This is a genomic window from Grimontia celer, from assembly GCF_900055185.1.
GTDB classification, from domain to species: Bacteria; Pseudomonadota; Gammaproteobacteria; order Enterobacterales; family Vibrionaceae; genus Enterovibrio; species Enterovibrio celer.
In genome coordinates this window covers 1,388,466-1,400,513 of the sequence record NZ_FIZX01000002.1, presented here as the reverse complement: position 1 = coordinate 1,400,513, position 12,048 = coordinate 1,388,466, and the positions used below count along the sequence as shown (strand labels likewise).

9 protein-coding genes are annotated in these 12,048 nt (G+C 48.4%); 8 read left to right on the top strand and 1 reads right to left on the bottom strand.

Features of this window, described 5'->3' with window-relative positions:
- The first annotated feature begins 4 nt into the window (after positions 1-4).
- Entirely contained in the window at positions 5-421 is a 417-nt protein-coding gene (locus tag GCE9029_RS16585; protein WP_062664878.1) for an immunity 70 family protein, read from the top strand.
- A 654-nt stretch (positions 422-1,075) separates the two neighbouring features.
- Here GCE9029_RS16585 and GCE9029_RS16580 read toward each other — a convergent pair.
- Positions 1,076-1,564 (bottom strand): luciferase domain-containing protein, encoded by a 489-nt coding sequence (locus GCE9029_RS16580; protein ID WP_062664876.1) that lies wholly within the window; start codon positions 1,562-1,564, stop codon positions 1,076-1,078.
- A gap of 86 nt (positions 1,565-1,650) precedes the next feature.
- Between GCE9029_RS16580 and GCE9029_RS16575 the strand changes: the two genes are divergently transcribed.
- The 7 genes from GCE9029_RS16575 (at position 1,651) to GCE9029_RS16545 (ending at position 12,020) form a co-directional block, all read left to right on the top strand.
- The gene (locus GCE9029_RS16575) at positions 1,651-2,526 is read left to right on the top strand and encodes a LysR family transcriptional regulator (RefSeq protein WP_062664874.1); all 876 of its coding nucleotides are present in this window, start codon (positions 1,651-1,653) and stop codon (positions 2,524-2,526) included.
- Positions 2,527-2,881: 355 nt separating this feature from the next.
- Positions 2,882-4,516, top strand: coding sequence for an ABC transporter substrate-binding protein (locus GCE9029_RS16570; protein ID WP_062664872.1), 1,635 nt, complete (start codon positions 2,882-2,884; stop codon positions 4,514-4,516).
- Positions 4,517-4,551: 35 nt separating this feature from the next.
- Complete coding sequence (locus GCE9029_RS16565; RefSeq protein ID WP_062664869.1) at positions 4,552-5,526, top strand: ABC transporter permease; 975 nt, start codon at positions 4,552-4,554, stop codon at positions 5,524-5,526.
- 23 nt (positions 5,527-5,549) lie between these two features.
- Positions 5,550-6,509, top strand: coding sequence for an ABC transporter permease (locus tag GCE9029_RS16560; protein WP_438356875.1), 960 nt, complete (start codon positions 5,550-5,552; stop codon positions 6,507-6,509).
- Positions 6,509-7,462, top strand: a complete 954-nt coding sequence (locus GCE9029_RS16555) for an ABC transporter ATP-binding protein (RefSeq protein WP_062664865.1) — start codon at positions 6,509-6,511, stop codon at positions 7,460-7,462. The genes GCE9029_RS16560 and GCE9029_RS16555 overlap by 1 nt, the downstream gene beginning before the upstream one ends.
- 13 nt (positions 7,463-7,475) lie before the next feature.
- On the top strand, positions 7,476-8,444 hold the full coding sequence (locus GCE9029_RS16550; RefSeq protein ID WP_062664863.1) for an ABC transporter ATP-binding protein: 969 nt from the start codon (positions 7,476-7,478) through the stop codon (positions 8,442-8,444).
- A 117-nt stretch (positions 8,445-8,561) separates the two neighbouring features.
- Positions 8,562-12,020: a 1,3-beta-D-glucan phosphorylase, GH149 family gene (locus GCE9029_RS16545; RefSeq protein WP_062664862.1), complete on the top strand. Its 3,459-nt coding sequence runs from the start codon at positions 8,562-8,564 to the stop codon at positions 12,018-12,020.
- The last annotated feature ends 28 nt before the right edge of the window (positions 12,021-12,048 follow it).

Sequence of the window (12,048 nt, the reverse complement as noted above, 5' to 3'; positions counted from 1 at the left end):
TGAAATGACAGTAGGTTTAAAACTAGGAAGTATTACAGACGAAATTGGAGGTCAAGATTTTTTCCATGCCTTCTTTTCAACTGTTAGTTATAGATTAGAAATAGATGGCTGGGGTTCACGTTTTCCTTGCTTGCTCAAAAAGCTTTATCAAGGAAAATTAGAGCAATATGATGCTAGGCAGGCATTGGAAGAACTCGATGTTATTGTCTCTGAGCTGAGTCAATTCTCTCCAGATAAAGTGGTTTGGGATATCGATAATTTAAGTGCCTCCCCACCTTGGGGCAACGATATCAGTAACGATATAACGGACTTATCAAATTATTTTGTTACGAGCACTGGCCGTGATTTGATCGATGTGTTGAAAGAATGCCTCGAAGAGCAGCGAGATCGCGGAGGTTCAATAGAGGTAGTGCCGATTTAAAAAGATGTCAAAAAGCCCAGTCATCGAACTTAAGGCCACTTGCTTAAGAGCGAGTGGCTTTTTTCTCTCTGGTTCTGGTCGGTTATTTTGCGGGAGCATTAAAAGGACAGTCGCAATTAGAGAAAGACGACCAGTAACTTATCGATGATCTGCTGTTTCAAAAATTGCTCTGTCAGAAAGTAGAAAGTAACTAAAAAGACAGTCACAATTAGAGAAAGACAGCAACTCGCTTGTAGATAATCTGCTGTTATAAAGATTGCTTTCTCAGAAAGGTACCCAAGCGAATCTGACCGCTAGATTTCGCATCAAATCTGATTAAATCTGGAAACGTAAGACAGCACAAAAACAGGCGATTGCCTGTGAGTGGATTACATCGGGCTTGAGGATAAGGTTTAGCTGATAGGCAGTCTAAGTCCTGAAATGCGTTTCCGGTTTAGTTGGGGTAATGCAGCTTTAATGGCAATGTCACTGCCTACTAGACTGCCGTACTCGATTTGGGTGCAAGCCTTAAACCAATCACCGGGTTCAAAGCCGGGCCTAGAAAAAATAGGCGAAAAAGCGTTGTTGATGTGGCCGCGTCTGTTGTCCCTGATTTGCTTTCCAGTTCATAAGTTCAGCTATAAACAAAGGAAGCCTGTAAGCTTCCTTCACTTTTTAAATTTGCAATGCGGATTGGCCTTTGTTCGCAAACAGATAAGATCGGCTAACTATCGTTTTGACAACCTCGAGTTCGTCATCATCCCGCGGTGAAAAAACCATGATGAGTCCCGGAGGATAATGGCCTAGCGTTACCAGGTAATGATCCTCTCCCCAACCTTTATCAACGACTTCCTTTGCTTCATCTGCTGGTAACTTAACATGCAAGCTACCGTTGTCTGGATGTGGGTGAATATGTGCAAATTCACGTCCAACCATAAATGCTTCCTGATTGCAGTCGCATGATTCATGCAAAACCATGGCTCGGGCACCGGGAACTGAAATACCACTGTGCTGATTGTCTACATGTGGCAGAGAAAATGCCCATTCATGCAGTTTGTCGATCACGTCATCCGGTCCATGTTGGGTTAGTTGAGAGTGTGGCAGCCTGCGGCTTGTTTCTGGCTTCTCGCCAGATCTTTTGGGTAGCGTTAGTGTTTTGCTCATAACAATCTCCTTCTTGCATCTTGTTAGGAAGATTAATATGGGTAATCCTTGAAAGGGAATTGACGATAATTGCAAAGGAACCTTGCATGAATGCACAGAGGTTGGATTGGAGCGATATTCCCTATGTACTCGCGGTCTGTGACTCGGGCAGCTTGTCCGGTGCTGCACGGGCGATGAAGGTTAACCACTCCACCGTTTTTCGAAGAATTGAAGGTGTTGAATCCAAGTTAGGTGTGCGTCTTTTTGAGCGCGTTCCACGTGGTTATGTGATGACAACAGCAGGGGAGCTCTTTTATGAAAAGGCGAAGCGTCTCAGAGAGGGCTTAATTGACATTGAGAGCCATCTTGGTGGCCAAGACTTAAGACTGGAAGGCGTTCTTTCCGTCACGACGACAGACTCCATCCTACATTGGCTAACACCGCTGATTCAGCAATTCCAAACTCAACATTCGGCTGTTGAGCTCAGGCTAATCACAGAAGTAAGAGCACTGGACTTAATGCAAAGAGATGCCGATATTGCACTCAGACCGACAAACAATCCTCCCGAGCATTGGGTTGGCAAAAACCTGATGACACTTTCCTACACCGCTTATGCGCATCGTGATTATTGGCAATCTGTAAAAGATAAGCCTGACAATCAGCGGTGGATCTGCCTTTCTGAGGAGCTAACTCAGTCCCCAATGAATAAACTGACCCGTAAATTAATGAGCGAGGGTGCGCCAACAACGGTTGCAAATTCAGTGATGGGGGTCTTTGAGCTTGTGAAGGGCCAGCTTGGTATTGGTGTTCTGCCTTGTTATTTGGGCCAACTCTCTGATGAGTTGGTGGAGGTCATTGAAAGTGATCCAATCCATGATGGACAATTATGGCTTCTGGCTCATCCAGATGTACGAAGAAGCGCACGGGTAAACGCATTCTTTGAGTTTGTATCCCAACATATCTCCGCTTTTAACAAGCAATAGCAGACGATATGGGTTAACTGGCAAAGGTGGCCACCTAACCTAAAATCCTGCAATCACCACCACATACTGTTCTGCAACGATGTAATGAGTCTCACTACTGATATTCATGATAATTAGACGAGTGAGTATTTGTGATCATTGTTACAAAAAGGTAAAAGTTGGGTTGTTGAGATGCCCTGATTTTCTAATATCTACCGCAAAGAAAGCGCTTTCTTTTATGTTTAAACGAGAGAGCGTACGGAAAGTAGTTGGCTACACTCTTAAAAAATATAGAGATATTTAAGTTTTCGCTGAAATAGAAGCAAGGGCTGTTTCAGGGGCCACACAAATAATAAAACGACAAAAGGACGGCAAGATGCACAACAAGAAAATGATCGCTTCTCTCGTTTGCAGTGCGTTACTGACTGCGGGTGTTCAGGCTGCTGACATCAAGCAGGGTGGAACGCTTAATGTGCCGATCATTACGACTGGTTTTGTCGAAAACTACAATCCGTATACGACTAAAGATATTTTCCACGGCATCATGTTTGAGCCTTTGATGGTGTTCAACAACATGACTGGCGAGACTGATTTCCGTCTTGCAGAATCAGCGAACTACTCAGACGACCTGAAAACTATCACAGTAAAAATGCGCGATGGCCTTAAGTGGTCAGACGGCTCTCCATTGAGCGCAGGAGATGTGGCATTCAGCTTTGTTCTGGCGAAAGACAACCCGGCATTTGATTCAAAAGGGATCTGGTCCGGGGGCAACCTTAAATCGGTAGAAGCGACAGACGACCGCACCGTGGTGTTTACACTGGCCAATCCAGATTCAACCTTTATCTGGAATCTGGAGAAATACCACATCCTGCCAGAGAAGGTTTGGTCCAAAGCGGAAAACGCCACCACTTTCACCAACCCGAATCCAATTGGTACGGGCCCAATGACGGAAGTGAAGTTCCTTAAATCACAACAAATGGAGCTTTGCCGTAACCCGAATTACTACCTGGAAGGGCGTCCTTATCTGGATTGTGTGAGTTTCCGTTCTTATAACGACAACTCACAGGTTCAGCCTGCTCTTATGAAAGGCGAAGTCGACTGGGGCTCTAACTTCATTGCTGACATTGAAACCACGTTCGTGAAGCGCGACCCAGACAATAATCATTTCTGGTACCCAGCGAATGATGCGATTCACCTTTACCTGAATACCAAGAAAGTCCCGTTCAACGACCTGAAAGTGCGTCAAGCGCTCTCTATGGCGTTGGATCGTGATTTGATTGTGGACATCGCAGCTTATGGTTACCCAACAGCTAACTTCAATGCAGGTGGTATTGGTGAGTTGTACGCGCAAAACATCAATAAAGACATCTCTGAGAAATATGCGTCTTTGACTACCTTCAACCAGGACAAAGCCAAAGCGCTGCTTGACGAAGCTGGAGTGAAAGACGTCGATGGGGATGGCTACCGTGACAACCCGGACGGCTCCAAACTGGAGTTTAATATCGAGGTGGTTAACGGCTGGACTGACTGGATTCAGGTCGTTCAGATGGTCACTGAGTTTTACGATGAAGTCGGTATTAAATCTAACGTGAAAACGGTGGATTGGGCGGTCTACGACAGCAACCTCAAGCAAAGTAACTATGACGTAGCGATCAACTGGTCAATGGTGGCGACCAACCCCATCATCGCGTATCAGGAATACTTCTCTACTTCACGTGTTGGCAACAGCTGGCACGCTGGTCACGGTGTCAATGACCCAGAAATTGATTCACTGATCGACAGTTTTGGTCAGACCGGCTCACCAGAAGAACAAAAAGCGATTTTGGACAAGCTACAGGTATTCACGGCTGAAAATCTGCCATTTATTCCGCTGTTCTCAAACCCGACTTGGTTCCAGTACAGCACCAAGAAAGTCGATGGCTGGCCGACCAAAGAAAACCCTTATGTTCAGCCAGTGTGGTATGACGGCGGTAAGCGAGTGATCATCCTTAACAACCTGCACCTGAAATAACAGTGTGAACTGAAGGATTAGGTGAGGGCGGATCGATGTCATTTTTACTGCGACGGTTCATTTTTTACTTCTGTGCGTTTCTTATCGCGATAACGTTCAACTTTATGTTGCCTCGCTTAATGCCCGGTGACCCGGTTGAAGCTTTGTTTGCTGCGGCGCAAGGAAAAATGGATCCAGCTCAAATGGATGCAGTGCGTGAAATGTACGGCTTCCTTGATGGCAACATCTTTGAGCAATATCTGGCGTACATAAAAAGTGTGTTCACGCTGGATCTGGGACCGTCAGTGTTGATGTTCCCCATCAGCGTATCGGAAGTGATTGGTAATGCGCTGCCTTGGACTTTGTTCCTTGCGCTTGGCTCACTGATCGTGGCGCTGACTATTGGTGTGTCGATTGGCACTTATGCCTCTTACCGCCGCACAGGATTTGTTGGGCAGGTTGTGCCCCCGGTATTGGCGTTTATCAGCAACTTCCCTTATGTGGTCACTGCTTTGTTCCTGTTCTATCTGTTCGGAATAAAGTGGGACATGTTGCCAATCGCTTACACCTACGACCCGTCGCTGGATCCGGGATTCACGCTCGAATTTATCGGCAGCGTGCTGAAACACGCAATCTTGCCAGTCGGCTCAATGGTGGTTGTTGGTATTGCTGCATGGGTATTCAACATGCGTAACGCCATGATTAATGTGCTTGGTGAAGACTACGTGACCATGGCGGAAGCCAAGGGCTTGAGCAGTACCCGTGTGATGTACCGTTACGCTGGTCGCAATGCGATATTGCCAGTGGCGACTGCTGTGGCGATGGCGATTGGTTTTTCCTTTGCTGGTTCGATCATGACAGAAGTGGTGTTCAACTATCAGGGGTTGGGCAACATTTTATTGAAAGGCATTGTGGCGCGGGATTATCCGCTCATTCAGGCCATCTTGCTGATACTGGTGACGGCTGTGCTCACCGCAAATTTCATCGCCGACTTGTTATATGTCTGGCTTGACCCGCGCATTGCGAATTAAGGAGCGGGCATATGGATAAGACGATGGAATCGAGCCAGAACAAGCCAGTGAAACTGCCAAAAAAAGGCGGGGCGATAAAGCGCGCTGGCAAAAGTATTTATGCCTTTTTCTATGGCAATCCGCCAGCGATTCTTGGCACCTTGCTGCTGACCATGGTGCTGGTCGGAGCGATATTTGCCAACGTGTTGGCGCCATATTCAGCAGAAAAACGTGTTGCGCGTCCGCATCAGCCGCCGAGTGAGAAACACTTGATGGGCACCACACGAAGCGGGCGTGATGTTTACAGCCAAGTACTTTATGGCGCACGTAAAACGCTGACCGTTTCGCTGTTTGCGGGTCTCATTGCGATGGGTATCGCAGTGGCAGTGGGTGTGTCCGCTGGCTACTTCGGCGGCAAGATTGATGAAAGACTGAATTTTTTAACCAATGTGTTCTTGGTGTTTCCACAGCTCCCCTTATTGATCGTCCTGGCGGCGTTTCTGGGGCAAGTGGGCTCATTGGTGATAACGATTTTACTTGGGGTGACCTCCTGGCCTTGGGGCGCACGCGTGATTCGCGCGCAAACCATGGCAATTCGCAACAAAGAATTCATTCTGGCTGCAGAAGTCATGGGTGAATCGAAACTGCGTATTATTTTGGTCGAGATTTTACCCAACCTTGTTTCCATTGTGTTCGGCGGATTCTTGGGTGCCGTCATCTACGCTATGGGCTCCGAAGCAGGGTTGGGTTTTTTAGGCCTGGGTGACGCGACAGAAGTGAGCTGGGGCTCGATGCTCTATTGGGCTCAAACGTCGTCGGCACTCTACACGGGCGCTTGGTGGGAAATGATGGTGCCAGCTTTGGCACTGGCTATCACCGGTGGCGCACTGGCGCTGATCAATATGTCGATTGATCAGGTCAGTAACCCGAAACTCAAAACCGGTCCACACATGAAGCTCTGGCGCAAACTGAAAAAAGCAGCAGACAAGAGAAGGGGGTTGTAATGGCAAACTTGCTTGAAATTAACAACCTCTGCGTGGACTACGTGACGCCCAATGGCGTGGCACGAGCCGTAAACAAAGTCAGTGTGAGCATCGCCGAAGGTGAAACACTGGGCATTGCCGGTGAGTCTGGCTGCGGAAAAAGCACACTGGCGTTTGCGATATCGCGTCTTCATAAAGCGCCTGCGCTGATCTCAGAGGGTGAAATCCTCTACAAAGGCGAAGACGTGCTGAAGATGAATGATAAACAGCTGCGCGCATTCCGTTGGAATGAAGTGTCAGTGGTTTTTCAAAGTGCGATGAACTCTCTCAACCCAGTGATCACCATTGGTGAGCAGCTGACAGATGTGATTCTGGCGCACAAAAAAGTGTCGTTGAAACAGGCGACAGAAAAAGCGGCAGAGCTGCTGCAAATTGTAGGGATTCACCCGGATCGTCTGTCTGCATTTCCGCACCAGTTGAGTGGCGGTATGCGACAGCGCGTGGTGATTGCAGTGGCACTGGCGTTGGAACCAAAGCTCATCATCATGGATGAGCCAACGACGGCATTGGATGTTGTCGTTGAAAGGGAAATTCTGAATGAGCTTTATGATCTTAAAGCAAAGTTCGGTTTTTCCATTCTGTTCATCAGCCATGACTTGAGTCTGATGGGCGAAATTGCTGACCGTATCGGCGTGATGTATGCAGGCAATATGATTGAATTGGGCGAAGCGCATACCGTTTTTGGTGCGCCGCAGCATCCTTACACACAAGGATTGCTGTCTTCGTTTCCAACCATTCATGGTCCGAAAGAGCGTTTGTACGGGATTCCTGGGAATCCGGTGAACCTGCTGAATACACCACAAGGGTGTAATTTTCAGGAGCGTTGCGGTAAGTGTTTTGCGCCCTGCACTGAGCAGGATCCGCAGTTGAAACTCATCGCGCCTGAGCATCAGGTTGCGTGTCATCTGGTTTAGGAAGGAGCTTAAAATGGAAAGCAAAGAGACCCTTCTTGAAATTAAAAACTTGGTGATGGATTTTCGCATCGGGCATTCCAAGTCCAATTTGATGCGTGCGGTAAACGACGTTTCCTTTGAACTGAAAAAAGGGGAAGCGTTAGCGATTGTGGGAGAGTCTGGCTCTGGGAAAAGTACTGGTGCAAGGATACTCACCCGTATTTATGAAAACACCGGCGGCTCGGTCACCTTTAAAGGCAAGCCGCTGGCGGAATACATCAGGGAAAACGGTGAACTGGAATATGCGCGACAAGTGCAGATGATTTTCCAGGACCCATTTGGCTCTTTGAATCCGGTGCATAATATTTATCACCACATTGCTCGCCCGCTCTTGATTCACAAGCGGGCTAACAAGCAAAATGTGGCAGATAAGGTGTACGAACTGCTTGAGTTGGTAGGGTTGTCGCCTGTGGTTGAAACCGCAGAGAAATTCCCTCATGAATTGAGCGGCGGCCAGCGACAGCGCGTGGCCATTGCGAGAGCCATTGCTGTCGACCCAGAAGTGATTCTGGCAGATGAACCGATTTCTATGCTGGACGTTTCAGTACGTCTGGGCATTCTAAACTTAATGGCCGATCTCAAAGAGCAACACGGGATCGCCTTTATGTATATAACGCATGATATCGCCACCGCGCGGTATTTTGCAGAAAAAACGGCCGTCATGTATGTCGGTCATATGGTGGAGTGGGGCGATAGCGACAGCGTGACGCAGACACCCCAGCACCCTTACTCGAAATTGCTGCTGTCAGCCGTGCCGGAAGTGGGACGAGCAGGACGCCGCGATCTATCGGTTAAAAAGGGCGAGATACCGCTGTGGAAACCCAGTAGTGTCGGATGTCCGTTCGCTTCGCGTTGCCCAATTGCGACGGAAGCGTGCACACAATCCATGCCTGAGGCGACGGAAGTCAAACCAGGACATTACGCGAGGTGTCACCACCTCTAAGGCTATAAGGCCCTAACAAAGCGTAACCTTTTATCGACCTCCCGGTGATGGTTGAAAAATCCACCGGGAAATTTTGAAGTCAAAAAGAAAGCGCTTTCTTTTTAGGAACCAAGAAATATGGAACATTGTTTTAAACTGGCAAGCGCTCCTGTAAAGGGGCAATTCGTAGACGAAAATGGCGAACGCTTTTATCGCATTGAAAATGTTGATCAAATGCCACCGTTCTTTATGAGTGTGGTGTCTGCCAATGATCACTGGTTGTTTGCATCGTCAACAGGCAGCTTGTCGGCTGGTCGGGGTAATCCAGAGAATGCTCTGTTCCCATACCGCTCTGTGGATATGATTCACGAGAACGCGGAGAACACAGGTCCGAAAACCTTTATCCGTCTTGAAGATGACGGTGGTGATGTGGTGACCTGGGAACCGTTCAATCCGCAGCATGACGGCAAATTCAACGTCACCCGTAACCTTTATAAAAACTTTACGGGCGACAAAGTGGTATTTGAAGAAACTAACCAGACCTTGCGTCTGACGTTCAAATACAGCTGGCAGAGCGGGAATACCTATGGTTTTGTGCGTCGCGCTGAACTGAGCGATTTCTCAGGTTATTCACGCAAAGTTGAAGTGCTGGATGGCGTTCAGAATATCTTGCCAAATGGTGCGCCTATGGTGGCGTTGCAAAAGAGCAGTGCATTGGTAGATGCGTACAAATGGAATGAGCGTGTTGATGGAACGACATTGGCGCTTTACACCATGTACGCCAAGCTGAGTGACCGTGCAGACCCAGCAGAAGCGCTGACTGCAAACACGGTATTCTGCATCGACAATGACGAATCAGAAATTCTGCTCAGCAGCCAACAGGTTCCAGCTTTCCGTCGTGGCGACATCATCGAGAATGAAACCCTGACGCGCGGTGTTCGTGGTGCTTACTTCATCCACAAAATGATCCAGTTAGGCTCTGGTGAGTCTAACGACTGGTTGTTTGTTATCGACATCGAAAAAGATCACGCCGGCGTGGCAGCGCTTCGCAAACAACAGAAAGACCTGAAAGCGCTGCGTGAAAAAGTTGAGCAGGATTGCGCACAGAACCACAAAGAGCTGGTTTCTCTTATCGCTGCGGTAGATGGTTGGCAGTTTTCAGAAGAAGAGGCGACCAGTAATCACCACTATGCAAACGTACTGTTTAACAGCATGCGTGGCGGCGTGTTCGAACAAGGCTATGCACTTCGCAAAGATGATGTGGTGCAAACTGCCGAGAACACCAACAAGAAAGTCGTACTGCGCAACAAAGCGTTCTACGACGCACTGCCAGAAACGTTCAGTCATGAAGAGCTGGTGAAACGTGCTGAGCAGGCAGACGACATTCAGTTGCTGCGTCTTTGCTATGAGTACCTGCCATTGACGTTTGGTCGTCGTCACGGTGACCCAAGCCGTCCTTGGAACCACTACGACATCAAAGTGAAAGACAAAGAAGGTAATCCGCTACTGGCCTATCAAGGCAACTGGCGTGATATTTTCCAGAACTGGGAAGCATTGGCGCTGAGCTATCCGGGCTACCTGCGCTCGTTCATCGCTAAGTTCGTGAATGCCTCAACGATTGATGGTTACAACCCATACCGCATTACCAAAGACGGTATCGACTGGGAAGTGTTGGAGCCAGAAGATCCATGGAGCAACATCGGTTACTGGGGTGATCACCAGATCATCTACCTGCTGAAGTTTCTGGAATGGTCTGAACGTTTTGAACCTGCGCAGCTGACAGCAAACCTGTCGCGTGAAATCTACAGCTATGCCAACGTGCCATACCGCATCGGAGACACGCGTACGCTGTTCTCGAACCCGAAAGACACAGTGACCTTTGATACCGAGTTGCACGAGAAGACAGAAAAGCTGAGCGAGATGATCGGTAGCGATGGTCGCCTGCTGTTGGATTCAGACAAAGAAGTGTACCTCGTAAACCTGTCTGAGAAGCTGCTGGTGCCGTTATTGTCGAAATTGGGTAACTGGGTAGTCGATGGAGGTATTTGGCTCAATACACAGCGCCCTGAGTGGAATGACGCCAATAACGCGATTGTAGGTAACGGTCTGTCAATGGTGACGCTGTACTACATGCGCCGTTATGTTGAGTTCATGCAAACCCTGTTTGTACAGTCACCGGAAAAGGTACGCATCTCTGATGAAGTGGCGACTTGGTTGAAAGAGACCAACGACATTCTGAGCAAGACGCTGCTTGATGTGAAGAAGAAAACCATCACCCGCCAGACCAAGCACAAGTTGCTGACTGAGCTGGTGGATGCGGCTAGCCGCTTCCGTCATCAGGTTTACCATCAGAATGGTTTCAGTGGTAAAACGCTGGTCGACAAGCATCAAATTGAATCTCTGCTGAGTACCAGTCTCGATCTTCTGCACAGCAGCACGCAACGTAACCAGCGTGAAGACGGTCTGTTTAATGCCTATAACGTGGTTCAGTACAACAGCGAATCTCTCGATTCCTTACCGCTGTACCCAATGCTCGAAGGTCAGGTTGCGGCATTGAGCTCTGGCGCGCTGAGCAGTGCTCAAGCTGTGTCACTGCTGGATAACCTGTTCAACAGCGAGATGTATCGTGAAGACCAGAAGTCTTTCATGCTCTATCCAGATCGCGAACTGGCAGGATTCAGCCGTCGAAACTGCATTGAAGCGGAAGCGGTGCGTAAGAACGATTTGCTGCGTGACATGAATAAGCGCGGTGACAAACGTGTGGTTTATGCAGACCTTGATGGTGTGTTCCACTTCAACGCTGAATTCGAAAATGCAGGGGCACTGAAAGCGACACTGGATTCAGTTCGTGCAGACTACCCGCAAATGTCGGACGAGCAATACGAAAACGTGCTGGCGCTTTATGAGTCAGTGTTTAACCACCGTGAGTTCACCGGTCGTTCCGGTACCATGTTTGGTTACGAAGGATTAGGTTGTATCTATTGGCACATGGTATCCAAGCTGCTGTTGGCGGTTCAGGAAGTTTACTTCGCGAGCTGGAAGGAAAATCCACACAGCGCGGACACCCGTAAACTGGCAGACTACTACTACCGAGTGCGTGAAGGCATTGGCTTCAACAAAACGCCAACGGAATATGGTGCTTTCCCGGTTGACCCATACTCGCATACGCCAAAACATGCCGGTGCCCAGCAGCCAGGTATGACGGGGCAGGTGAAAGAAGAAATCATCACACGCTTTGGTGAGCTTGGGATTCTGGTCGAAGGCGGCGCAATGACGATTTCACCATCATTACTGTTCGAGCGTGAGTTCTCTTCAAAAGAAGCTGAATTCCCATATGTCGACTTACAAGGCGAAGAAACAAGCATTGCGCTAAAAGCAGGTGAACTGGCCTTTACTTACTGTCAGGTGCCGTTTGTTTACCGCTTGGCGGAAAGTGGATCAACCACGATTGTTGTCTCTCTGAGTTCTGGTGATGTACTTTCTATCGAAGGTAATCAACTGCCAGAGTCGGTGTGTAAGAAGCTATTCAGCCGTACTGGTGAGATTGCGCAAATCGCGGTAGATGTTCCGCGTAGTGTTCTGAATCAAGCTGGATAACAGTAAGCACCAAAACGAAAACAGCCGC

What these genes read in the sequence shown, in the direction of transcription:
- GCE9029_RS16585 (WP_062664878.1), top strand. Translation starts at nt 5, where the DNA reads ATGACAGTAGGTTTAAAACTAGGAAGTATTACAGACGAAATTGGAGGT.
- GCE9029_RS16580 (WP_062664876.1), bottom strand. Translation starts at nt 1,564, where the DNA reads ATGAGCAAAACACTAACGCTACCCAAAAGATCTGGCGAGAAGCCAGAA.
- GCE9029_RS16575 (WP_062664874.1), top strand. Translation starts at nt 1,651, where the DNA reads ATGAATGCACAGAGGTTGGATTGGAGCGATATTCCCTATGTACTCGCG.
- GCE9029_RS16570 (WP_062664872.1), top strand. Translation starts at nt 2,882, where the DNA reads ATGCACAACAAGAAAATGATCGCTTCTCTCGTTTGCAGTGCGTTACTG.
- GCE9029_RS16565 (WP_062664869.1), top strand. Translation starts at nt 4,552, where the DNA reads ATGTCATTTTTACTGCGACGGTTCATTTTTTACTTCTGTGCGTTTCTT.
- GCE9029_RS16560 (WP_438356875.1), top strand. Translation starts at nt 5,550, where the DNA reads ATGGAATCGAGCCAGAACAAGCCAGTGAAACTGCCAAAAAAAGGCGGG.
- GCE9029_RS16555 (WP_062664865.1), top strand. Translation starts at nt 6,509, where the DNA reads ATGGCAAACTTGCTTGAAATTAACAACCTCTGCGTGGACTACGTGACG.
- GCE9029_RS16550 (WP_062664863.1), top strand. Translation starts at nt 7,476, where the DNA reads ATGGAAAGCAAAGAGACCCTTCTTGAAATTAAAAACTTGGTGATGGAT.
- GCE9029_RS16545 (WP_062664862.1), top strand. Translation starts at nt 8,562, where the DNA reads ATGGAACATTGTTTTAAACTGGCAAGCGCTCCTGTAAAGGGGCAATTC.